Source organism: Amycolatopsis sp. NPDC114505 (assembly GCF_055633615.1).
The window spans coordinates 711,596-733,461 of record NZ_JBVKDV010000003.1 but is presented as its reverse complement, the minus strand read 5'-3'; the positions used below and the strand labels follow the sequence as shown (position 1 = coordinate 733,461).

Sequence of the window (21,866 nt, the reverse complement as noted above, 5' to 3'; positions counted from 1 at the left end):
AGCCAGGTTAACGCAACAACCGTAGAGTTAGTCAACTGGTTATGGCCTGGGTCACATCCGGCAGGTTCCCCGACGCCTGTTCGGCGGCGGCGGTGCCGTCGGTGAGGAACCCGACGAGGGCGGTCAGCTGACGGCGGTCCAGCCGCGCCAGCCGCTCGCCGACGAACCGCGCCATCGGCGCGTACAGCTCGGCGAGCTCGGCCATCCGGTCGGGCAGCGGCCGGACGACGAGCCGGCGCCGGTCCGCCGGGTCCGGGGCGCGCTCGGCGAGGCGGTGCTGCGCCATCCGGTCGAGCAGCCGCGTGAACGCGCCCGTGGAGATCCCGAGCAGCCGCGCGAGCTCGGTCGGGGAGTCGCTGACCCCGCCGTGGAGCAGGTGCAGGCAGTGCAGCTCGGTCGGGGTGACGGCCATCCGCTCGGCGACCGCGGCGTGGAAGAGCGCGGTCGAACCCACGAACCGGGGGAGGGCGAGGGCGGCGGCGGTGGCGAGTTCGCGCTGGTCGGGCAACGTCCATCCAAGGTCGGGTGACGAAGCAGTCACTGCCTTGCGCAGTGACTGCCCCGCGAACGATAGCGGAGCCGCTTGACAAACCCGCAGGCGGGACCAACTATGAAAGAAAACTTTCGAAACAACTCTTTCAGATAGGACGAAGATGGCCGAGCTGCCGCCGCGCAAGCGGATCGAGGACGTCGAGCTGCTGCGCGCGCTGTCCCACCCGCTGCGGTCGGCGCTGCTGCACCACCTGACCTCGGTCGGCCCGCGCACCGCGAGCGAGTGCGCCGAAGCGGTCGGCTCGACGGCGTCGAACTGCAGCTGGCACCTGCGTCAGCTCGCGCAGTTCGGCCTGGTCGAGCGGGCCGAGGGCGACGACGGGCGGGAGCGGCCGTGGCGCGCCCGGCAGGTCGGGCTCGACCTGGGCGACATCGACGACGACCCGGTCCGCCGGGCGGCCCAGCTCGGGGTGGTCGGCGCGACGCTGGCCAACGAGCAGGAGCTGACCCAGCGCTACCTCGACTCGATGGACGACCTGGACCCGGCCTGGCGGGCGGCGGCCGGGCTCATCTCCTACTCGCTGCGCGTCACGCCGGAGGAGCTGACCCGGCTGACCGACGCGATCGACGCACTGGTCCGGCCCTACGTCGGGGCCATCCGGACCGACGCGCCGGCGGGCGCGCGCCCGGTGCACGTCGGCCTGCGGGCGTTCCCGCGCATCGAACACTCGGGGAAGGCGGAGGAATGAAGCAGCTGCTGGGGGTTCCGGCGTTCGCGCGGTTGTGGGTGGCCGCGTTCTTCGGCGAGACGGCCGAATGGATGTTGCAGGTGGCGTTGCCGCTGTACGTCTTCCAGCGCACCGGCTCCGCCGCGACGACGGCGCTGAGCATCGTGCTCGGCCTGCTGCCCGCGGTGCTGCTGAGCCCGGTCGCGGGCGTCGTGGCCGACCGCTGGAACCGGCGGGCCGTGCTGTTCGGCGTCTGCTGCGGACTGGCCGTCGTGGCGCTGCCGCTGCTGGCCGAGCCCGACGTCGTCGTCGTGTACGCCGTGATGGCCGCCCAGGCGGCGCTGGCGTCGGTGTTCGAACCGGCGCGCAACGCGCTGGTGCCGGAGCTGGTCGGCATCGAGGAGGTCACCGGGGCGAACGGGCTGATGAGCGTGAACGGCAGCGTCGCGCGGCTGGCCGGCGGCTGGGCGGGCGGGGCGCTGCTCGGTTTCGGCGGGCTCGCGCACGTCGTCACCGGCTACCTGGTGGTGCTGGCGGTGGCGGCGGCGCTGCTGGCCAAGCCGTTCCGCCGGGTGAGCGCACCCGTGCCGGCCGCCGCGCCCGAACCGGTGGTGCGGGCCTGGCTCGACGGTCTGCGCGAGCTCACGCGCAACCGCCGGCTCTGGCGGACCGGGCTCGCGGTCGTGTTCACCTCCCTGGCGCAGGGCATGTTCCTGGTGCTGTTCGTGGTCTACGTCCTGGACGTGCTGGGCGGCAGCGAAGCCGACGCGGGCCTGCTGCGGGGCGTGCAGGCGATCGGCGGGCTGGCGGCCGGGTTCGCGCTGGCCACGGTGGCGCGGCGGGTGGCACCGGCGGCGCTGCTCGGCTGGGGTTCGATCGGGCTGGGCCTGCTGTCGGCGGTGATCTGGAACCTGTACCTGGTGACGACCGCGCTCGGGCTGTACGTGGGCTTGTTCGTCCTGGTCGGCGCGCCGGGCGTGGCCGCGGGCGCGGGGGTGCTGTCGGAGATCCAGAGCGCGGTGGCCCCGGAGCGGGCCGGCCGGGTGCTGAGCACGGCGTTCGCCGCGATCGCGACGTTCACGACGGTGGGGGCGTTGCTGGCGGGCACGCTGGTCGCGACGACCGGACCGGCGCTGCTGCTGAACATCCAGGCGGGCATCTACGTCTTCGCCGGAATGCTCATGCTGGCCCGGAAGCGCGGGTTTCGCGGAACTTCCCCGACTTCGATGGTTACGGTGGAGGGGTGCCGCACCTCTTCGCCACCAGCGACCTCCACGTGACCCACGAGGGCAACGGCCCCATCCTCGACGACGTCGTCCCGGAGACGCCCGGCGACTGGCTGCTCGTCGCCGGGGACGTGGCCGAGCGGGCCGAGGCGACCATCGGGACCTTGAAGACGCTGCGGGAGCGGTTCGCGAAGGTCGTCTGGGTACCGGGCAACCACGAGCTGTGGACCACGAAGAACGACGACTGCCAGCTTCGCGGCCAGGCCCGCTACGAATACCTCGTCGAGCAGTGCCGCGCGATCGACGTGCTCACCCCGGAAGACGAGTTCCCGGTCTGGCACCAGGGCGGGCGGCCCCTCACGATCGCGCCGCTGTTCCTGCTCTACGACTACAGCTGGCGGACCCCCGCGGCCGAGGGCAAGTCCCTGGAGGAAGCCTTGAGCCAGGCCAGGGCGGCCGGGGTGGTCTGCACGGACGAGTACTTCCTGCACCCGGACCCGTACCCGAGCCGGCAGGCGTGGTGCGCGGACCGGCTCAAGATCAGCACCGAGCGCCTCGACGCGATCCCCGAGGACCACGGCACGATCCTGATGTCGCACTGGCCGCTGCACCGCCACCCGACCGCACCGCTGTACTTCCCGGACTTCGCGCTGTGGTGCGGCACCACGAAGACCGAGGACTGGCATATCCGCTACCGCGCGGAGATCGCCGTCTACGGCCACCTGCACATCCCGCGCACGACCGAGGCCGACGGCGTGCGGTTCGAAGAGGTGTCGCTCGGCTACCCGCGCGAGTGGCGGAAGCGGGCGCGGGGCGCCGTGCCGATGCGCCGGATCCTCTGGCCGTCATGAGTCTTCGGTGCGCCGCCGTTCCCTGAGCGCGCGCACCCGGCCCCGGCTGGCGCAGGCGGGGGAGGGACACCAGCGGCGTCGCCCGCCCGGGTCGGCGAACACGCCCCGGCAGTCCTGCTCCGGGCAGGCCCGCAGGTCCTCGCGCAGCGGTCCGGTGAGCCAGTCGGCCGCCTGATGGGCGAGCCGGGCGAAGGCGTCCGACGCCGTCGGCGGCGCGCTGCGGTGCAGCCGGTCGAGCGCGGCCAGGTGCATCGGCTCGGTCTTGAGGAACGCCGTCAGCGGGGTCACCTGGTCGGCTCGCGGCGCGACCCCGTCGACCGCGCCCAGCGCGAGTTCGCGCAGCACCTCGCGGAGGCGGTGGGCTTCGCGCAGGTCGGCGTGTGTGACGGGCGCGAGTGGCGTCAGCTCCACGAGCGCCAGCCAGTCGCGCAGCCGCTCCACCGTCGGGATCCGCTCGACCGGCTGCGCGCCGAAGTGACGGCCGCGGGTGGCGAGCAGGTTCAGCCAGGGTGCGCCCATGTCGAGGCGGAAGTCTTCGGACACCTCGCCATCGTAACGCCTCAGGCGTTACACTCGGCGGCGTGACCGGTGAACCGAAGGTCCGGACGGTGCTCGGCGACATCGATCCGGCCGAACTGGGCGTGACGAACGCGCACGACCACCTCTTCTTCGCCTCGAAGCTGCTGCCCGGCCAGGAGCTGGACGACCCCACCGAAGCCGCGCACGAACTGCTCGCCTTCCGGAGCGCCGGCGGCCAGGCGCTGGTGCAGTGGACGCCGTACGGCCTCACGCGCCGGACCCGCGAGCTGGCCTGGATCTCGGGCGAGGTCGGGGTGCACATCGTGGCGGCCACGGGCCTGCACCGCGCCGAGCACTACGCGCCGGTGATCCTGAGCCGCGTCGTCGACGACCTGGTCCGCGTCTTCGTCGCCGACCTGACCGAGGGCACCCAGCCCGCCGACCTGCCGGACGAGCCGCGGACCGGCCCGCGCGCCGGGCTGGTCAAGGTGGCCGGCGCGTTCCACACGATCGACTCGCACGCGCGGCTGACGCTCACCGCCGCGGCGATCGCCCACCAGGAGACCGGCGCGACCATCGCGGTGCACCTCGAACTGGGCACCGCGGCCCTCGAAGTGGCCGAGCTGCTGTGCGAGAAGCTGGACGTGCCGCCCGAACGGGTGATCCTCGGGCACCTCAACCGCAACCCGGACGCGCCGCTGCAGCGCGCGATCGCCGAGACCGGCGTCTTCCTCGGGTTCGACGGCCCGTCGCGGGCCAACCACGCGACCGACTGGCGGCTCTTCGACGGGCTCGAAGCGCTGGTCGAAGCCGGGCACGGCGGCCGGATCCTGCTGGGCGGCGACACGACGACCGCAGCGGCCCGCCACGAGCCGGGAGCGTCCTACCTGCTCACGAACCTCGCGCCGCGGCTGACCAAGCAGCTCGGCGGCGACGTCGTCACCGCCATGCTGGTGGCGAACCCCGCGCGGGCGTTCGCCACCAGCTGGCTGAAATAGAGACTCAGCGCAGGCCGAAGCCTTCCTGTCCGCCGCCTCGGCCGCGGCGGCGCAGGTAGCGCTCGAACTCGGCGGCGATCTTGTCGCCGCTGACCTCTTCAGGTTCGACTTCGCTCTGGGCGTCCCCGCGCTCTTCGAGGCTGCGGACGTACTCGCTGATCTCTTCGTCCTCGTCGGCCATTTCGCTGACCGTGCGCTGCCACTCCTCGGACTGCTCGGGCAGGGCGCCCAGCGGGATCTCGACGTCGAGGATGTCCTCCAGCTTGTGCAGCAGGGCGAGGGTCGCCTTCGGGGACGGCGGGTGCGACACGTAGTGCGGGACCGCGGCCCAGATCGACACGGCCGGGATGCCCGCCTGCACGCAGTAGTCCTGGAGGATCCCGACGATGCCGGTCGGGCCCTGGTAGTTGTTCATCTCGAGCCCGTAGAGCGACGCGGTGTCCTTGTCGTACGCCGTCCCGGTGACCGGGACCGGCCGGGTGTGCGCGGTGTCGGCGAGCAGCGCGCCGAGCGTCACCACGGTCGCGACGTCCAGCTGCTTGATGTGCTCCAGCAGCTCGGCGCAGAAGGCGCGCCAGCGCATGTTCGGCTCGGGGCCCTGGACGAGCACCACGTCGCGGTCGAACCCGTCGGGACGGCACACCGACAGCGTTGTCGTCGGCCAGTCGACGCGGCGGGTGACGCCGTCGACCATCCGGACCGTGGGCCTGCTGACCTGGAAGTCGTAGTACTCGTCGGGCTCCAGTTCGGCCAGTGGCGTGGCGTCCCAGTTGAGCTGCAGGTGCTCGACCGCCCGGCTGGCCGCGTCACCTGCGTCGTTCCAGCCTTCGAAGGCGACGACCATCACTGGCCGGGTGGGTTCGGGGCGGTCGCCAGGCGGCCGCGGGGTCTCGTCGACGGGCTCACTCACCGGACCAGCCTACGACCACCGGCCTTACCCTGTTCAGCATGTCCGACCGGGTGTCGTCGCAGTTCCTCGAAGCCCTTCGCTCGCGTGTCCTGGTGGCGGACGGGGCGATGGGCACCGCCCTGCAGGCCCACGACCTGAGCCTGGACGACTTCGCCGGTCTCGAAGGCTGCAACGAGATCCTCAACGTCACCCGGCCGGACGTGGTCCGCTCGGTCCACCGGGGCTATCTGGAGGCGGGCGCGGACGCCGTCGAGACCAACACTTTCGGGGCCAATTTCGCGAACTTCGCCGAGTACGACATCACCGGCCGGATCTTCGAGCTGGCCGAAGCCGGCGCGCGGCTGGCCCGCGAGACCGCCGACGAATTCGCGACGCCGGACCGCCCGCGGTTCGTCCTCGGCTCGGCCGGCCCCGGCACGAAGCTGCCGACGCTCGGCCACGCGCCCTTTACCACGCTGCGTGACGCCTACCAGGAGGAAGTCCGCGGTCTGCTGGCCGGCGGCGTCGACGCGGTGATCGTCGAGACCACCCAGGACATCCTCCAGACCAAGGCGTCGATCATCGGCGCGAAGCGGGCGATGGCGGCCGAGGGCCGGTCCGTGCCGATCCTCGCTTCGATCACCGTCGAAACGACCGGGACCATGCTGCTCGGCACCGAGGTCGGCGCGGCGCTGGCCGCGCTGGAGCCGCTCGGCATCGACCTGATCGGCCTCAACTGCGCCACCGGTCCGGCCGAGATGAGCGAGCACCTGCGGCAGCTGGCCAAGCACGCCCGGGTGCCGCTGTCGGTGATGCCGAACGCCGGCCTGCCGGAGCTGGGCCCGGACGGCGCCGTGTACCCGCTCGGGCCGGAGGCGCTGGTCGAGGCACTCACCGGGTTCGTGCGCGAGTTCGGCGTCGGCCTGGTCGGCGGCTGCTGCGGCACCACCGACGAGCACATCCGGCAGCTCGCCGCCGCGGTGGCGGACACGAAGCCCGTGCCCCGGCGGCCGCGTCCGGAGCCCGGCGTGGCCTCGCTGTACCAGGCGGTCCCGTTCAAGCAGGACGCCAGCGTGCTCATGATCGGCGAGCGCACCAACGCCAACGGCTCGAAGGCGTTCCGCACCGCGATGCTCGAGGGTCGCTGGGACGACTGCGTGGAGATCGCCCGCGAGCAGACCCGCGACGGCGCCCACCTGCTCGACCTCTGCGTCGACTACGTCGGCCGCGACGGCACCGCCGACATGGCCGAGCTGGCCGGGCGCCTGGCCACGGCGTCGACCCTGCCGATCATGCTCGACTCCACCGAGGTCCCGGTGCTGCGGGCCGGGCTGCAGCGCCTCGGCGGCCGGTGCGCGGTCAACTCCGTCAACTACGAGGACGGCGACGGCCCGGAGTCGCGGTTCACCCAGGTCATGGAGCTGGTGAGCGAGTATGGCGCCGCCGTCGTCGCCCTCACCATCGACGAAGAAGGCCAGGCGCGCACCGCCGCGAAGAAGGCCGACATCGCGTCCCGGCTCATCGCGGACATCACCGGCAACTGGGGCGTGCGGACGTCCGACATCATCATCGACGCGCTGACCTTCACCATCGCCACCGGCCAGGAGGAGTCGCGCCGCGACGGGATCGAGACGATCGAGGCGATCCGCGAGATCAAGCGGCGGCACCCCGAGGTCCAGACCACGCTCGGCCTGTCGAACATCTCCTTCGGCCTCAACCCGGCCGCGCGGCAGGTGCTCAACTCGGTGTTCCTGCACGAGTGCGTCCAGGCCGGGCTCGACACCGCGATCGTGCACGCGTCGAAGATCCTGCCGATGGCGCGGATCCCGGACGACCGGCGTGCCGTGGCCCTCGACCTCGTCTACGACCGCCGCCGCGAGGGCTACGACCCGCTGCAGGAGCTGATGGCGCTGTTCGAGGGCGTGAGCGCGGCGTCGACGAAGGCGTCGCGGGCCGAGGAGCTGGCCGCGCTGCCGCTGTTCGAGCGCCTCGAGCGCCGGATCGTCGACGGCGAGCGCAACGGCCTCACCGACGACCTCGACGCGGCCCTGGAGCAGCGGCCCGCGCTGGAGATCATCAACGACACGCTGCTGTCCGGCATGAAGACCGTCGGCGAGCTGTTCGGGTCCGGGCAGATGCAGCTGCCGTTCGTGCTGCAGTCCGCCGAGGTGATGAAGGCGGCCGTCGCGCACCTCGAACCGCACATGGAGACCGGCGACGACACGGGCAAGGGCCGGATCGTGCTGGCCACCGTGCGCGGCGACGTGCACGACATCGGCAAGAACCTCGTCGACATCATCCTGTCCAACAACGGCTACGAGGTGGTCAACCTCGGCATCAAGCAGCCGATCACGACCATCCTCGACGCGGCGGCGGAGAACGGCGCCGACGCGATCGGGATGTCCGGGCTGCTGGTGAAGTCCACGGTGATCATGAAGGAGAACCTCCAGGAGATGAACTCCCGGGGCGTCTCCGCGCGCTGGCCGGTGCTCCTGGGCGGCGCGGCGCTGACCCGGTCCTATGTGGAGAACGACCTGAGCGACCTCTACTCCGGCGACGTCCGCTACGCCCGGGACGCGTTCGAGGGGCTGCGGCTGATGGACGCGATCATGGCGGCCAAGCGCGGCGAGACGCCCCTGGTGGACGCCGACGCGGACAAGAAGCGCCAGGAGCGCAAGGAACGCCGTGAACGCTCGCTGCGGATCGCCGAGGCGCGCAAGGCCCGCAAGGCCGACGAGGAAGCCCTCGAAGGGCCGCCGCCCGCGCGCTCCGACGTCGCGACCGACGTCCCGGTGCCAGTGCCGCCGTTCTGGGGCTCGCGCGTGGTCAAGGGCGTCGCCCTCGCCGACTACGCCGCGATGCTCGACGAGCGCGCGACCTTCATGGGCCAGTGGGGCCTCAAGGGGGCCCGCGGCGGCGCCGGCCCGACGTACGACGAGCTCGTCGAGTCCGAAGGACGGCCGCGGCTGCGCTACTGGCTCGACCGGCTGACCGCGGACGGCGTCCTGGCCCACGCGGCCGTCGTCTACGGCTACTTCCCGTGCGTCGCCGAGGGCGACGACCTGGTCGTGCTCACCGAGCCGGAGCCGGCCGCGCCCGAGCGGCTGCGCTTCACCTTCCCGCGGCAGCGCCGCGACCGGCGGCTCTGCCTGGCCGACTTCTACCGGCCGCACGAGAGCGGCTCCGGCGGTGAGGTCGATGTCGTGCCATTCACGGTCGTCACCATGGGGCAGCCCATCGCCGACTACGCCAACGAGCTGTTCGCCGCCGACGCCTACCGCGACTACCTCGAGGTGCACGGCCTCGGCGTCCAGCTCACCGAGGCGCTGGCCGAGTACTGGCACTGCCGCATCCGCGGCGAGCTGACCCTGCCGGGCGGTGTGGCGGTCGCCTCAGAGGACCCCGAGGACGTCGAGGACTTCTTCAAGCTCGGCTACCGTGGAGCCAGGTTCTCACTGGGCTACGGCGCCTGTCCCGATCTCGAGGACCGGGCGAAGATCGTCGCGCTCCTCGAGCCGGGCCGCATCGGCGTGAAGCTGTCCGAGGAGTACCAGCTGCACCCCGAGCAGTCGACCGACGCGATCGTCTGCCACCACCCGGAAGCCAAGTACTTCAACACCTGAGGAGACTCCACTGTGGACGGATTGGCCGCCGTGCTCTGGGACATGGACGGCACGCTCGTCGATTCCGAGAAGCTGTGGGACGTCGCGCTGTACGAGACGGCGGAAGCGCTCGGCGGCAAGCTTTCCGAGGAGCAGCGGATGACGCTCGTCGGGTCCAATATGGACGACACTTCGGCGTACCTGCTCGAGGTCGTCGGCCTGCCCGTGAACCCCGAGTCGATCGCTTCGACCGGCGACCAGATCCGCCGGCGTACGGCCGGGCTGTTTGACGACGCGCTGCCGTGGCGCCCGGGCGCCCGCGAGGCTTTGACCGCCGTGCGCGAAGCGGGCCTGCGGTCGGCTCTGGTCACGTCCACCGAGCGGGACCTCACCGAGCTGGCGCTGAACACCATCGGGCGGGACTTCTTCGACGTCACGGTCTGCGGCGACGAGGTCGAGGGCCTCAACAAGCCGCACCCGCGCCCGTACCTCAAGGGCGCCGAGCTGCTCGGCGTCGACCCGGCGCGCTGCGTCGCGGTCGAAGACTCGCCGCCGGGCACGGAGTCGGCGGTCGCGGCGGGCTGCACGGTGCTGGTGATCCCCAACGACGTCCCGGTCGAGCCGGGGGAGCGGCGCGTGTTCCGCGACTCGCTCGTCGGCATCGACGTGCCGGCGCTGGCGGCCCTGCTGGGCTGAGCACGGCCACGTCGCATTCCCGCTAGCCCCGGCGTCACGGGTCGGCGATGCTGGACCGTGTGCACGAGGACTTCGAACGGTGCGTGCGGGCCGTGCAGGGGAAGGACGCCCGGTTCGACGGGTGGTTCTACTGCGCGGTCCTGACCACCCGGATCTACTGCCGGCCGAGCTGCCCGGTCGTCCCGCCCAAGCGGCGGAACATGAGCTTCTACCCGAGCGCGGCGGCCGCGCAACAGGCCGGGTTCCGGGCGTGCAAGCGCTGCCGCCCCGACGCCAGCCCGGGGTCGCCGCTGTGGAACGAGCGCGCGGACCTCGTCGCGCGGACCATGCGGCTGATCGCGGACGGCGTCGTCGACACCGAAGGCGTCGACGGCCTCGCCGCGCGGCTCGGCTACAGCGTCCGGCAGGTCCAGCGGCAGGTGCTGGCGGAGCTCGGCGCCGGTCCGCTGGCGCTCGCGCGGGCCCAGCGCGCGCAGACCGCGCGCACGCTGATCGAGACGACGACGCTGCCGATGACCGAGCTGGCCCTCGCGGCCGGCTTCGGCAGCATCCGCTCGTTCAACGACACCGTCCGCGAGGTCTTCGCGCTCACGCCGACGGAACTGCGCAGCCGCGCGAAGGGCACGCCGCCCGCCGGGGCGATCGTGCTGCGGCTGCCCTACCGGAAGCCGCTCTGCCCGGACAACCTCTTCGGCCACCTCGTCGCGACCGCGGTGCCGGGCGTCGAGGAGTGGCGCGACGGTGCGTACCGCCGGACGCTACGGCTGCCCCACGGGCACGGGGTCGTCGCCCTGCGGCCCGAGGACGGCCACATCGCCTGCCGGCTCAGCCTGACCGACCTGCGGGACCTGCCTGCCGCCACCAGCCGCTGCCGGCGGCTGCTCGACCTCGACGCCGACCCGACCGCCGTCGACGACCAGCTCGCCACCGACCCGCTGCTCGCGCCGCTCGTCGCGGCCGCGCCGGGCCGCCGGGTCCCGCGCACGGTCGACGGCGCCGAGTTCGCCGTGCGGGCCGTGCTGGGGCAGCAGGTCTCGACGGCGGCGGCGCGCACCCACGCGGCCCGGCTCGTCGTCGCGCACGGCGAGCCGATCGACGACCCCGACGGCGGTCTGACCCACCTGTTCCCCTCGCCGGAGGCGCTCGCGTCCCTGGACCCCGAGACCCTCGCCATGCCGCGCAGCCGCCGTCGCACGCTGCTCGCCCTGGTCTCGGCGCTGACCGGCGGGCTCGACCTCGGCGCGGGCAGCGACTGGGCGGCGACGAGGGTGGCGCTGACCGCGCTGCCCGGGTTCGGGCCGTGGACGGTCGAGAGCATCGCCATGCGCGCCCTCGGCGACCCGGACGCGTTCCTCCCCACCGACCTCGGCATCAAGTACGCCGCGGAGACCCTCGGCCTCGGCGGGCAGGCCGCCGTCGTCGCCCGGTCGGCGGCGTGGAGCCCGTGGCGCGCGTACGCCACCCAGCACCTGTGGGCCACCGGTGACCACGCCATCAACCGGATGCCCGCCGCTTAGGAGATCCCATGCGTTCCCACACAGTCGTCGACAGCCCGTGCGGCCCCCTGACGCTCGTCGCCGAGGACGACGCGCTCTGCGGGCTGTACATGCACGAGCAGCGCCACCGCCCCGCCGAGCCGACGTTCGGCTCGCCCGGCGCCGGTGAAGTCTTCGAGCGCACCGAGACTCAGCTGAAGGAGTACTTCGCCGGGCAGCGGCGCGAGTTCGACCTGCCGCTGGCGTTCCGCGGGACGCCGTTCCAGCGCTCGGTGTGGACGGCGCTGCTCGAGATCCCGTACGGCGAAACGGCCTCCTACGGCGAGCTGGCACAGCTGCTCGGCAACCCGGCGGCGTCCCGCGCGGTCGGGCTGGCCAACGGCAAGAACCCGATCTCGATCATCGTGCCCTGCCACCGGGTGCTCGGCTCGACCGGTTCGCTGACCGGCTACGGCGGCGGGCTCGAACGGAAGCGGTTCCTGCTCGACTTCGAACGCGCGTGTCCCACCTTTCGGGAGGATGCGTCCACTCCGGTGTGAGATCGACGGCATCCGGACCATCCCGGGGCGGCGCCCGCGGGTCCGGGGTGGAAGGATCTGCAGACCGTGAAGACCTTCGATGAGCTGTTCGCGGAGCTTGCCGAGCGCGCGCGTACCCGTCCCGACGGGTCCGGCACCGTCGTCGCCCTCGACGCCGGAGTGCACGCCCAGGGCAAGAAGGTGCTGGAGGAAGCCGGCGAGGTGTGGATCGCCGCCGAGCACGAGTCCGACGAGCGCCTGGCCGAGGAGATCTCCCAGCTGCTGTACCGCCTGCAGGTGCTGATGCTCGGCCGCGGCCTGTCGACCGAGGACGTCTACCGCTACCTGTGACGGGTCGCTCGAAGATACGAGGAGAGAAGCGAAATGCTGCGTGTTGCCGTGCCGAACAAGGGAGCCCTCGCCGCCGCGGCGACGGAGATGCTCGGCGAGGCGGGCTACCGGAAGCGGCATGAGCAGCGCGACCTGACGGTGCTCGACCACGTCAACGAGGTCGAGTTCTTCTTCCTGCGCCCCAAGGACATCGCGATCTACGTCGGCTCCGGCGACCTCGACCTCGGCATCACCGGCCGCGACCTCGCCCTCGACTCCGGCGCGCCGGTGGAGGAGGTCCAGGCACTGGGCTTCGGCGGCTCGACGTTCCGCTACGCCGCCCCGGCCGGCCGGGAGTGGAAGCCCGCCGACCTGCACGGCAAGCGGCTCGCGACGTCGTACCCGCGGCTGGTCCGCGACGACCTCGCCCGCCACGGCGTCGAGGCCGAGGTCATCCGGCTCGACGGTGCGGTCGAGATCTCGATCCAGCTCGGCGTGGCGGACGCGATCGCGGACGTCGTCGAGTCCGGCCGTTCGCTGCGGCAGAACAACCTGGTCGCGTTCGGCGACCCGATCTGCGTGTCGGAAGCGGTGCTGCTGCAGCGCAAGGGCACCGCCGAGAGCAAGGCGAAGTCGCAGCTCGCGGCGCGCCTGCGCGGGGTCGTGTTCGCGCAGCAGTACCTGATGCTGGACTACGACTGCCCGCGGACGCTGGTCGAGCGGGCGATCGCGATCACGCCGGGCCTGGAGTCGCCGACGGTGGCGCCGCTCGCCGACGACGACTGGGTGGCCGTGCGCGCGATGGTGTCGCGCAAGAAGGTCAACGTCATCATGGACGAGCTGGCCGAGGTCGGCGCCAAGGCGATCCTGGCGTCGGACATCCGCTCCTGCCGCCTCTGACGCACGCCGGTCGTGAGTGAGAAACAGTGTTCTAACCCTGTTTCCCACTCACGACCGGGTCAGCGCGGGCGGTTCGGTTTCTTCGGCAGCAGGTCGTAGAGGCCCTTGCGGGCGCCGTTGTCGTTGACGTTGCGGGCCACCGCCACCTCCGAGATGAAGTCCTCGAAGACGAACTCCTCGTCGGCCGGCACGACCGCCGGGGCCTGGTTCTGCTCCAGGTAGCCGTCCAGCGTGCCGGCGATCTCGCGGAACGACAGTGCCTGCAACGTCTCCGGGGCGTACGTCGTCACCGGGACGCCGTTCGCCGCCGCCTCGTTCATCACCACGCCGAGTGGCAGGTGCGAGAGCATCGGGATGCCGAACTCGTACATCTCCTGCAGCGCCGCGGCCGCGTAGTGCGAGATCGGGCGCCGGTAGAGGCTCGGCACCAGGCCGAACCACGACAGCGGCTGCCGCCCGACCGTCTGCTCGACGTACCGGACCTGGTCGGCCAGCAGCCGCAGCGCGCGGATGCTCGTCTTGTCCGGCTGGACCGGGACCAGGATGCCGTGCGAGGCCGCCAGCGCGTTGTTCGTCAGCACGTCCAGCGCCGGCGGGCAGTCGATGATGCAGTGGTCGTAGTTGGCGAACTGGATGACCCGGGCGAGCTGCCAGCCGGGCACGCGGAACGAGTCGAGCCGCCGGATCAGGTCGAACATCCCCGGCGACGTCGGCACGACGTCGAGCGCGCCCCCCTTGCCGAGGTTGCTGCGCGGGTGCGGGACGACGATCTCCTCGATCGGGCCCTTCCACGTCTTGGCCAGCGCTTTCGCCAGGCTCGGCCGGTCCGGGGGCACCTCGGCCAGACCGAGCATCTCGGTCGTCGCGTGGCCCTGCGGGTCGAGGTCGACCAGCAGCACCCGCCGGCCCTGCTCGGCCAGCGCGGCCGCGGTGCCGACGCTCAGTGAGGTCTTGCCGACCCCGCCTTTCTGGTTGACCACCGAGGTGATCTGCATGCCGGAGCGCTCCTCAAGTCGGTCGTTCCGCGAAGGTTATTGGATGCGGGCCCGTTGTGGGTGGCTATCCGCCCCCGGCCTGTCGCGGACGCACCATGAGCGCCTGCGCGCCGGTGGCCACCGGGCCCTCGCCGTCGTGCAGGATGCTCGTCGCCGTGCCGACGCCGTGCCTGCCGACCAGGGTGACCGCGTCGAGGCCGATCCACTCGCCCGACGGCGGCCGCCGCAGGTGCACGGTCAGCTCGGAGTTGATGAACCACCACTGGCGCGGGTCGAGGTAGTTCGACACGCCGTTGCCGGAGTCGGCGACCGTGAACAGGCGCTGCAGCCCGCTCGGCTCCTCGCCGTCGACCAGCGGGACGCGCTGGCGGGCCCAGACCGCGGCCGGGCCGGGCACGTCCATGCCGCCGCGGACCGCGCGCCACTCCACCGCGTCGAGGTAGCCGGCCTGCCAGCCCTCCGGCCACGGCGACTCCGTGACGCTGTCCGGCGCCGGCATCAGCGGCCCGGCGTCGGTGGCGATCTCGGCCGTGTCCGCCGTCGCGATGCGCCAGGCCGAAGCCCGCGCCACGACGCGCTCCGCGCTCGCCAGTTCGGCCTGCAGCAGCTCGACCGACCGGCCGGGCCGTTCGATCCGGGCCCGCACGGTGAGCTCGGCGACCGGCGCCGGGCCGAGGATCTCGATCGTCACCCGCGCGAGCTCCGCCGGGTGCGCCGGTTCGACGTTTTCGAGAGCGCGGACCAGCAACGCCGACGGCGGCCCGAAGTGCTGCGAGTCGGACGACCAGGGCCCGGCGGTGTGGGCGGTCGCGGCGAACCGGTCGTCGCCGAGCGGGACGTAGAAGGCGTCGGCCATCAGTCGGCCCGGTCCAGCGGCGTCTCTTCGCCCGCGTCGGGCTCCGGCCAGCCGGGGTAGGCGGGTGGCGTGCCGCCGTATTCGGGGCAGTGCGCCTGGTGGTCGCACCAGTTGCACAGCTTGCTCTTGTTGGCCCGGAAGTCGCCGGTCTTGCCCGCCTTGAGGATGGCCTGCCAGATTGCTTCCAGGGTGCGTTCGAAGCGGAGCAGCTCGGCTTCGTCGGGGGTGTAGGCGAGGGACTGGCCGTCGGTGAGGTACATGAGTTTCAGCTGGCGCGGCACGATCCCGCGCAGCCGCCACAGCACCACGGCGTAGAACTTCATCTGGAACATCGCCTTGGCCTCGCCGATTTCGCGCGGCGCGGCACCGGTCTTGTAGTCGACGACCCGGATCTCGCCGGTCGGCGCGACGTCGACGCGGTCGATGTAGCCGCGCAGCAGGACGCCGGAGCCGAGCTCGATCTCGACGTGCAGCTCGCACGCCTCCGGCTCGAGCCGCCGCGGGTCCTCCAGCTCGAAGTAGGCGTCCAGCAGCTTTTCCGCCGACCGCAACCAGTCCGCGTGGTCGTCGGGCTTCTCGCCGTCGAACAGCTCGGTCCACTCCGGACGGTCTTCGGAGAGCTCCACCCATGCCGGGCCGAGGAGCTGCCGGGCCTGGGCGGGAACGCGCTCGGCGGCCGGCAGCGCGAACAGCCGTTCCAGCACCGAGTGGACGAGCGTGCCGCGCAGCTGGGCCTTGGTCGGGACCTCCGGCAGCCGGTCGACCGCGCGGAACCGGTAGAGCAGCGGGCACTGCTTGAAGTCGCTGGCCCTCGACGGCGACAACGCGGGCCGCCGCCGCACCTGCGTGGCGACGGTGGTGGCTGGGGGTTCCGTGGTGACGGTGTCGGCGTCGGGCATGGGCAGAGCGTAACGCCGGGGTACGACAGTTCCGGCGACCGCAACGCCCGGCAGGTCCGGACAACCCCGTACCCGGCCGGCCGGCACGCGTACCCCGACGGACGACACGCGTACCCGGCCGGACGACACGACCCCGCGCCGCCGAGTCGTCCGGCCGGGTACGCGTGTCGTCCGTGCAGGTACGCGTGTCGTCCGGGTGGGTACGTGTTCCGGTCGTGGGGGACGCCACCCGGACCGGATCACCCGGGACCCACACCGGGGGCTCTAGGCTCTCCGGCATGGCCGCGACCAGTGAGCAGGGCACCGGGGGCACCCGGCAGGCCGTCCTCTCGGACGGTGGTCTCCTGCTGTTCCGGGTCGCCGGGGTGCCCGTGCTGCTGGCGCCGTCGTGGTGGATCGGCTCGCTGGTCGTCGTCGTGCTCTACGCGCCGCTGGTCGGGCGGTTGCTGCCGGACGCCTCGACGCTGACGTCGTGGCTGCTGGCCGGCGCGTTCGCGCTGCTGCTGGGCCTGTCGGTGCTCGCCCACGAGCTCGGGCACTGCCTGGCCGCGCTGCGGCTGGGGATCCCGGTGCGGCGGCTGCGCCTGTTCCTGCTCGGCGGGCTGTCCGAAGTGGCCCGCACGCCGAAGCGGCCGATCCACGAAGGCCTCGTCGCCGCGGCCGGCCCGGCGGTGTCGCTGCTGCTGGGCGGGTTCTGCGGCCTGCTGATGTTCGCCGTCCCGCCCGACGGCGCGGTCTGGATGCTGGTGGCCGAGTGCGCGGTGGCGAACCTCGCCGTCGGCGTGTTCAACCTCCTGCCCGGCCTGCCGCTGGACGGCGGGCGGCTCGTCCGCGCGGGCGTCTGGGCGGCGACGGGCATCCGCGCGAAGGGCACGCGCGCCGCGGTCGCCGGCGGCGGGATCGTGGCCGCGGGGCTGCTCGTGTGGGCGCTGTGGGGCCTCGCGACCGGGAGCCCGGACCGCTGGCTGCGCCTCGGCGTCTGCGTCGTCACGGCGTGGTTCGTGATCCTCGGCGCGCGCTCGGAACTGGCCGCGGAAGCACGCCGGAGCTGGCCGGAAGGTCTGGACCTCACCGAGCTCGTGCGACCCGTGTTGCAGCTGCCCGCCGAGAGCCCGGTGTCGGACGCGCTGGCCGCGTCGGCGGGCCGGGGCGTGGTGCTGGTCCGCGCCGACGGCGTCGCCGCCGGGCTGCTCGACACGGGCGCGGCGGAGCGGCTCGCGGGCACCTCGCCGCACGCGCCGGCGGAGCTCGCGGCCGAGCCGATCCGGGCCGAGACGGTCCTGCTGGCCTCGGAGCCGGGGGAGGACGTCGTCGAACGGGTCCGCGAGACCCCGGCGTGGCAGTTCCTGGTGGTCGACGACGAGGGCCGTCCCGCGGGCGTGCTGCGCCGGGACGACCTGCGCGCCGCGCTGAACCGCCGTACCCGCTGAGACCCGCTGCGGCCATGGCCCGGGCGGCCTGCGAAGATCTGTCGTCGGCCATTCGGGGTACTGGAGGAAGTGTTGTCGGTCAGCGGACCGTTTCGCGCGGGTGATCGAGTGCAGTTGACCGACTCGAAGGGGCGGCACTACACCTTGACGCTGGCCGACGGCGGGGAGTACCACACCCACCGCGGCGGGCTCGCCCACGACGACCTCATCGGCCGTCCCGAGGGTTCGGTGGTGACGTCCGCGGGCGGGTCGACCTACCTCGCGCTGCGCCCGCTGCTGCCGGACTACGTGCTCTCGATGCCGCGCGGCGCCCAGGTGATCTACCCGAAGGACGCCGCGCAGATCGTGATGTGGGGCGACATCTTCCCGGGCGCTCGCGTGCTCGAGGCGGGCGCCGGTTCGGGCGCGCTGACGTGCTCGCTGCTGCGCGCGGTCGGCTCGGAAGGGCACGTGAGCTCGTACGAGATCCGTGACGACCACGCCGTGCACGCCGAGCACAACGTCGTGAAGTTCTTCGGCGAGAAGCCGGCCAACTGGTCGCTCACCGTGGCGGACCTGGCGACCCACGAAGGCGAGGTCGACCGGGTCGTGCTGGACATGCTGGCCCCGTGGGACCAGCTGCCGAACGTGGCCGCCCACCTGGTGCCGGGCGGCGTGCTGACGGTCTACGTCGCGACCGTGACGCAGCTTTCGCGCGTCACGGAGTCGCTGCGCGAGCAGCAGTGCTGGACCGAGCCCGAATCGTGGGAAACGCTGATGCGGCCGTGGCACGTGGTGGGCCTGGCGGTGCGCCCGGACCACCGGATGGTCGCGCACACGGCGTTCCTGCTGACGGCCCGGCGCCTCGCGGACGGGACCGTGTCCCCGCGCGTGTCCCGGCGGCCCGCGAAGGGCAAGGGCTGATCCGCTGAGCCGTTAGCCCGGCACGCACCAGCGGCCGCTCTCCTTGTGCAGCGGGAAGGGCGTGTCCTTCGTGCCGCCCGCCGCCTCGACGTGCACCTTCGCCGTCGCGGACTCGCCGCGGACCTCCGGTGGCTCCTTCAGGGTCGCCGTCACCGGGCCGGCCGCGTCCCACATCCGCTGGAGCCGCATGAGGGCCTCCGCGCTCTGCGGGCGGCACGTCAGCTTGCCGAACGTCGTCGAGTCGTGGTGGGCGATGGCGTCGACGATCGCGCGGGCCAGCACGGTCACCGCGGCCGTGTCGACCGCGTCGGGCGCGGTGGACGTCGACGCGCGGGTGGGCGGGGCCGCCGGGGTCGACGGTGCGGGCCCGGAGCCGGACGGCGCGATCAGCAGCAGTCCCAGCACCACGCCCGCACCGGCCACGCCGAGCAGCACGAGCCCCGCGGCGAGCGCGCGGTTCACCGCCGGTGCGGGCTCACGAGCCGTCCGCCTTCACGTTGGACAGGCACCACAGGCCGGATTCCTTCTGGGCCGACATCGTGCCGACCTTGGTCTTGCTGCCGTCCGTGGCCGAGTAGCGCACGCTGGACTTGTCGCCGGTGTCCTGCGGCGACGCGGTCAGCTTCACCGTGACCTTCGGGATCTCGCCGGTGGTGCCCTCGTAGACGCTCCGGCAGATCGTGTCGCCCAGCGCCTTCTCGTCGCCCGCGTTGTAGGCGGCGATCGTCGTGTCGAACAGCTCCTGCGAGCTGCCCTTGCCCGAGGGGGCGGGGCCGCCCGCCGGCTTGCTGCTCTTCGTCGACGGGCTCGTCGGCGACGAGGTCTTGGGCTTCGAGCTCGACGTCTTCGGCGCGGAGGTCGGCGCCGCCGAGCTGCTGGCGGGCGGTGCCGCTGTGTTGTTGTCGTCGCCGTTGGCCAGGACGAACCACGTCACGCCACCGCCGACCAGGATCACGGCGGCGGCCGCGATGCCGACGATGAGCCCGGTTTTCTTCTTCTTGGGCGGCGGGGTGTCACCGAAGCCGCCGCCTCCGTACGGGTCGTACCCACCGTAGTTCTGCTGCTGCTGGCCCCACTGGTCCTGCTGCCCGTACTGCGGGTGGCCCTGCTGGGGCTGAGCGCCCGGCTGCGGCGGGTAACCGCCCTGCTGGGGCTGCCCGTACGGGTCCGGCCGGCCGAACTGCTGGGTGCCGCCGTAGCCCGGCTGGGGCTGCGGTCCGCTCTGGGGGTAGCCGCCAGGCTGCTGGCCGTACGGCCCGGGCTGCTGCCCGTAGCCGCCGGGCTGCTGGCCGTAGCCGCCCGGTTGCTGCGGCGGGTAGGTCATGGGTGGTGCCCCCTCGCGTTCCTTCGGCTCCGGACACCGTCCTCGGGCGGCCGGCGTCGGCCCGATGCTAGCCACCGGGCCGGACCGCCGCGCGGGAAGGGCGGAACTCGCCCGAATCGTCATCTCCGGGCAGGGTTGGGCCGTCTCCGGAGCGGGTACTCCCGCCGTGCTTGGTTCGTCTCGGCCCGGATGGGCCCGCGACGCGCCGGGGCCACGGCACCGAAATGGCCGCTTGCGCTGCGGGAATGTCCGTGCTGGACCAGGCGAGGAAACCGCGACGCGCCGATCTTGTGATCCGGAAAGGCCTTTTCTTGTCGGTGATCGCCGGTACCGTGGAATGAAAAGCACTCCGAGGAGGTGCCCGATGCATCATGACCTTCCCGGAGGTCGGCGCGAGGAGGCCGACCCTTCAGCGACATCCGGAGCTGGGACGACGGCGGACGAGCAGGCTCGGCAGATCCGTTTTCTCGAGGAGGAAGTGGCGCTGCTGCGCCGCAAACTGACCGACTCGCCACGGCAGAACCGAGTGCTCGAACAGCGGCTCGCCGAGGCCTCGGAAAGGGTGAGTCAGCTCACCGAACGCAACACCAAACTGGTCGAAACCCTGCGTGAGGCGCGAGGACAGCTCCTCGCTCTGCGTGAGGAAGTCGACCGGCTGGCCCAGCCACCGTCCGGGTACGGCGTCTTCGTCGAGGCGTACGAGGACAACACGGTGGACGTCTTCACGGCCGGCCGGAAGATGCGGGTGTCGGTATCGCCCGCGGTCGAGCTCTCGTCGTTGCGCCGCGGCCAGGCGCTGCGGCTCAACGAGGCGCTCACCGTGGTCGAGGCCGGCGGCTTCGAACGCACCGGCGAGGTGTGCGCGTTGCGCGAGGTGCTCGCCGCCGACGTCGAGGGCGGCAGCCTTCGCGCGCTGGTGGTCGGGCACGCGGACGAGGAGCGGGTGGTCCTGCTCTCCGATCTGCTGGCCGAGCAGCCGCTCAAGCCGGGCGACTCGCTCCTGGTCGACTCCAAGGCCGGCTACGCGTACGAGCGTGTGCCGAAGGCGGAGGTCGAGGACCTGGTGCTGGAGGAGGTGCCCGACGTCCGCTACGAGGACATCGGTGGCCTCACCCGGCAGATCGAGCAGATCCGGGACGCGGTGGAACTGCCGTTCCTGCACGCCGACCTGTACCAGGAGTACCAGCTGCGCCCGCCCAAGGGCGTCCTGCTCTACGGCCCGCCGGGCTGCGGCAAGACGCTCATCGCCAAGGCGGTCGCGAACTCGCTGGCCAAGAAGGTGGCCGCGGCCCGGGGCGACAACGAGGACGGGAAGTCCTACTTCCTGAACATCAAGGGTCCCGAGCTGCTCAACAAGTTCGTCGGGGAGACCGAGCGGCACATCCGCCTGATCTTCCAGCGAGCGCGGGAGAAGGCCTCCGAGGGCACCCCGGTGATCGTGTTCTTCGACGAGATGGACTCGATCTTCCGGACCCGTGGGTCGGGCGTGTCGTCCGACGTGGAAACCACGATCGTGCCCCAGCTGCTGTCGGAGATCGACGGTGTCGAAGGCCTGGAGAACGTCATCGTCATCGGCGCCTCCAACCGCGAGGACATGATCGACCCGGCGATCCTGCGGCCGGGCCGGCTCGACGTCAAGATCAAGATCGAGCGTCCGGACGCCGAAGGCGCGAAGGACATCTTCTCCAAGTACCTGGCCGAAGGCCTGCCGATCCACGCCGACGACCTCGCCGAGTTCGGCGGCGACGCCAAGGCGACGTTCGACGCGATGATCCAGCACACCGTCGAGCGGATGTACGAGGAGAGCGACGACAACCGGTTCCTCGAGGTGACCTACGCCAACGGGGACAAGGAGGTCCTGTACTTCCGTGACTTCAACTCGGGCGCGATGATCCAGAACATCGTGGACCGGGCGAAGAAGTCGGCCATCAAGTCGGTGCTGGAGACCAACCAGCCCGGCCTGCGCGTGCAGCACCTGCTGGACGCGATCGTCGACGAGTTCGCGGAGAACGAGGACCTGCCCAACACCACCAACCCGGACGACTGGGCCCGGATCTCCGGCAAGAAGGGCGAGCGGATCGTCTACATCCGCACGCTCGTCACCGGCAAGAACACGGACTCGGGGCGGGCGATCGACACCGCCACGAACACCGGGCAGTACCTGTAGGGCTCGAACCCCGATGGGGCGGTCGCTTCGGCGGCCGCCCCATCGGC

General features: G+C 72.1%; 21 protein-coding genes. 13 read left to right on the top strand and 8 right to left on the bottom strand.

Annotated features, from left to right (window positions below; translation table 11 throughout):
- Nucleotides 1-31: 31 nt before the first annotated feature.
- On the bottom strand, nt 32-508 hold the full coding sequence (locus tag ACZ7OU_RS32670; RefSeq protein WP_470258165.1) for a MarR family transcriptional regulator: 477 nt from the start codon (nt 506-508) through the stop codon (nt 32-34).
- 145 nt (nt 509-653) lie between these two features.
- Here ACZ7OU_RS32670 and ACZ7OU_RS32665 point away from each other — a divergent pair, with 145 nt between their 5' ends.
- The 3 genes from ACZ7OU_RS32665 to ACZ7OU_RS32655 are packed head-to-tail and all read left to right on the top strand — an operon-like array spanning nt 654 to nt 3,297.
- Nucleotides 654-1,241 (top strand): ArsR/SmtB family transcription factor, encoded by a 588-nt coding sequence (locus ACZ7OU_RS32665; protein WP_470244287.1) that lies wholly within the window; start codon nt 654-656, stop codon nt 1,239-1,241.
- A complete protein-coding gene (locus ACZ7OU_RS32660) occupies nt 1,238-2,500 on the top strand; it encodes an MFS transporter (protein WP_470258164.1) in 1,263 nt (420 codons plus the stop codon). The genes ACZ7OU_RS32665 and ACZ7OU_RS32660 overlap by 4 nt, the downstream gene beginning before the upstream one ends.
- Nucleotides 2,464-3,297, top strand: coding sequence for a metallophosphoesterase family protein (locus ACZ7OU_RS32655; protein WP_470258163.1), 834 nt, complete (start codon nt 2,464-2,466; stop codon nt 3,295-3,297). Before ACZ7OU_RS32660 ends, ACZ7OU_RS32655 begins: the two co-directional genes overlap by 37 nt.
- Here the strand turns inward: ACZ7OU_RS32655 and ACZ7OU_RS32650 are convergent.
- On the bottom strand, nt 3,292-3,840 hold the full coding sequence (locus tag ACZ7OU_RS32650) for a CGNR zinc finger domain-containing protein (RefSeq protein ID WP_470258162.1): 549 nt from the start codon (nt 3,838-3,840) through the stop codon (nt 3,292-3,294). The two genes, ACZ7OU_RS32655 and ACZ7OU_RS32650, sit on opposite strands and share 6 nt — an antisense overlap.
- Nucleotides 3,841-3,878: 38 nt before the next feature.
- Between ACZ7OU_RS32650 and ACZ7OU_RS32645 the strand changes: the two genes are divergently transcribed.
- Complete coding sequence (locus ACZ7OU_RS32645; RefSeq protein ID WP_470258161.1) at nt 3,879-4,814, top strand: phosphotriesterase family protein; 936 nt, start codon at nt 3,879-3,881, stop codon at nt 4,812-4,814.
- 4 nt (nt 4,815-4,818) lie between these two features.
- Here the strand turns inward: ACZ7OU_RS32645 and ACZ7OU_RS32640 are convergent, their stop codons facing one another.
- Nucleotides 4,819-5,724 carry a PAC2 family protein gene (locus ACZ7OU_RS32640; RefSeq protein WP_470244282.1) on the bottom strand — a complete coding sequence of 302 codons (906 nt, stop codon included), beginning with the start codon at nt 5,722-5,724 and terminating at the stop codon, nt 4,819-4,821.
- A gap of 38 nt (nt 5,725-5,762) precedes the next feature.
- On the opposite strand from ACZ7OU_RS32640, the gene metH reads away from it, so the two are divergent.
- From metH to hisG, 6 genes are all read left to right on the top strand, one after another.
- Entirely contained in the window at nt 5,763-9,326 is a 3,564-nt protein-coding gene (gene metH, locus ACZ7OU_RS32635) for a methionine synthase (RefSeq protein WP_470258160.1), read from the top strand.
- 12 nt (nt 9,327-9,338) lie between these two features.
- Nucleotides 9,339-10,001 (top strand): HAD family hydrolase, encoded by a 663-nt coding sequence (locus tag ACZ7OU_RS32630; RefSeq protein ID WP_470258159.1) that lies wholly within the window; start codon nt 9,339-9,341, stop codon nt 9,999-10,001.
- 59 nt (nt 10,002-10,060) lie between these two features.
- A complete protein-coding gene (locus ACZ7OU_RS32625; RefSeq protein ID WP_470259017.1) occupies nt 10,061-11,518 on the top strand; it encodes an AlkA N-terminal domain-containing protein in 1,458 nt (485 codons plus the stop codon).
- Between the two features lie 8 nt (nt 11,519-11,526).
- Nucleotides 11,527-12,036, top strand: a complete 510-nt coding sequence (locus ACZ7OU_RS32620; RefSeq protein ID WP_470258158.1) for a methylated-DNA--[protein]-cysteine S-methyltransferase — start codon at nt 11,527-11,529, stop codon at nt 12,034-12,036.
- A 66-nt stretch (nt 12,037-12,102) separates the two neighbouring features.
- Nucleotides 12,103-12,366, top strand: a complete 264-nt coding sequence (locus ACZ7OU_RS32615) for a phosphoribosyl-ATP diphosphatase (protein ID WP_155544123.1) — start codon at nt 12,103-12,105, stop codon at nt 12,364-12,366.
- Between the two features lie 33 nt (nt 12,367-12,399).
- A complete protein-coding gene (gene hisG / locus ACZ7OU_RS32610) occupies nt 12,400-13,245 on the top strand; it encodes an ATP phosphoribosyltransferase (RefSeq protein ID WP_470258157.1) in 846 nt (281 codons plus the stop codon).
- 59 nt (nt 13,246-13,304) lie between these two features.
- Here hisG and ACZ7OU_RS32605 read toward each other — a convergent pair whose 3' ends face one another.
- From ACZ7OU_RS32605 to ACZ7OU_RS32595, 3 genes are all read right to left on the bottom strand, one after another.
- Nucleotides 13,305-14,240: a ParA family protein gene (locus ACZ7OU_RS32605; protein ID WP_470244277.1), complete on the bottom strand. Its 936-nt coding sequence runs from the start codon at nt 14,238-14,240 to the stop codon at nt 13,305-13,307.
- Nucleotides 14,241-14,304: 64 nt separating this feature from the next.
- A complete protein-coding gene (locus ACZ7OU_RS32600; RefSeq protein WP_470258156.1) occupies nt 14,305-15,096 on the bottom strand; it encodes a thioesterase family protein in 792 nt (263 codons plus the stop codon).
- Nucleotides 15,096-15,995, bottom strand: coding sequence for a RecB family exonuclease (locus ACZ7OU_RS32595; RefSeq protein WP_470258155.1), 900 nt, complete (start codon nt 15,993-15,995; stop codon nt 15,096-15,098). The genes ACZ7OU_RS32600 and ACZ7OU_RS32595 overlap by 1 nt, the downstream gene beginning before the upstream one ends.
- Nucleotides 15,996-16,273: 278 nt before the next feature.
- Here ACZ7OU_RS32595 and ACZ7OU_RS32590 point away from each other — a divergent pair, with 278 nt between their 5' ends.
- The gene (locus ACZ7OU_RS32590; protein WP_470244274.1) at nt 16,274-17,425 is read left to right on the top strand and encodes a site-2 protease family protein; all 1,152 of its coding nucleotides are present in this window, start codon (nt 16,274-16,276) and stop codon (nt 17,423-17,425) included.
- Between the two features lie 72 nt (nt 17,426-17,497).
- Complete coding sequence (locus ACZ7OU_RS32585; protein ID WP_470258154.1) at nt 17,498-18,328, top strand: tRNA (adenine-N1)-methyltransferase; 831 nt, start codon at nt 17,498-17,500, stop codon at nt 18,326-18,328.
- A 12-nt stretch (nt 18,329-18,340) separates the two neighbouring features.
- Here ACZ7OU_RS32585 and ACZ7OU_RS32580 read toward each other — a convergent pair whose 3' ends face one another.
- On the bottom strand, nt 18,341-18,790 hold the full coding sequence (locus ACZ7OU_RS32580; RefSeq protein ID WP_470258153.1) for a hypothetical protein: 450 nt from the start codon (nt 18,788-18,790) through the stop codon (nt 18,341-18,343).
- Nucleotides 18,791-18,803: 13 nt separating this feature from the next.
- On the bottom strand, nt 18,804-19,652 hold the full coding sequence (locus ACZ7OU_RS32575) for a hypothetical protein (RefSeq protein ID WP_470258152.1): 849 nt from the start codon (nt 19,650-19,652) through the stop codon (nt 18,804-18,806).
- A gap of 364 nt (nt 19,653-20,016) precedes the next feature.
- Between ACZ7OU_RS32575 and arc the strand changes: the two genes are divergently transcribed.
- Nucleotides 20,017-21,819, top strand: coding sequence for a proteasome ATPase (gene arc, locus ACZ7OU_RS32570; protein WP_284744987.1), 1,803 nt, complete (start codon nt 20,017-20,019; stop codon nt 21,817-21,819).
- Nucleotides 21,820-21,866: the final 47 nt, after the last annotated feature.

What these genes read in the sequence shown, in the direction of transcription:
- ACZ7OU_RS32605 (WP_470244277.1), bottom strand. Translation starts at nt 14,240, where the DNA reads ATGCAGATCACCTCGGTGGTCAACCAGAAAGGCGGGGTCGGCAAGACC.
- ACZ7OU_RS32575 (WP_470258152.1), bottom strand. Translation starts at nt 19,652, where the DNA reads ATGACCTACCCGCCGCAGCAACCGGGCGGCTACGGCCAGCAGCCCGGC.
- metH (WP_470258160.1), top strand. Translation starts at nt 5,763, where the DNA reads ATGTCCGACCGGGTGTCGTCGCAGTTCCTCGAAGCCCTTCGCTCGCGT.
- ACZ7OU_RS32600 (WP_470258156.1), bottom strand. Translation starts at nt 15,096, where the DNA reads ATGGCCGACGCCTTCTACGTCCCGCTCGGCGACGACCGGTTCGCCGCG.
- ACZ7OU_RS32660 (WP_470258164.1), top strand. Translation starts at nt 1,238, where the DNA reads ATGAAGCAGCTGCTGGGGGTTCCGGCGTTCGCGCGGTTGTGGGTGGCC.
- ACZ7OU_RS32620 (WP_470258158.1), top strand. Translation starts at nt 11,527, where the DNA reads ATGCGTTCCCACACAGTCGTCGACAGCCCGTGCGGCCCCCTGACGCTC.
- ACZ7OU_RS32590 (WP_470244274.1), top strand. Translation starts at nt 16,274, where the DNA reads ATGGCCGCGACCAGTGAGCAGGGCACCGGGGGCACCCGGCAGGCCGTC.
- hisG (WP_470258157.1), top strand. Translation starts at nt 12,400, where the DNA reads ATGCTGCGTGTTGCCGTGCCGAACAAGGGAGCCCTCGCCGCCGCGGCG.
- ACZ7OU_RS32595 (WP_470258155.1), bottom strand. Translation starts at nt 15,995, where the DNA reads ATGCCCGACGCCGACACCGTCACCACGGAACCCCCAGCCACCACCGTC.
- ACZ7OU_RS32665 (WP_470244287.1), top strand. Translation starts at nt 654, where the DNA reads ATGGCCGAGCTGCCGCCGCGCAAGCGGATCGAGGACGTCGAGCTGCTG.
- arc (WP_284744987.1), top strand. Translation starts at nt 20,017, where the DNA reads ATGCATCATGACCTTCCCGGAGGTCGGCGCGAGGAGGCCGACCCTTCA.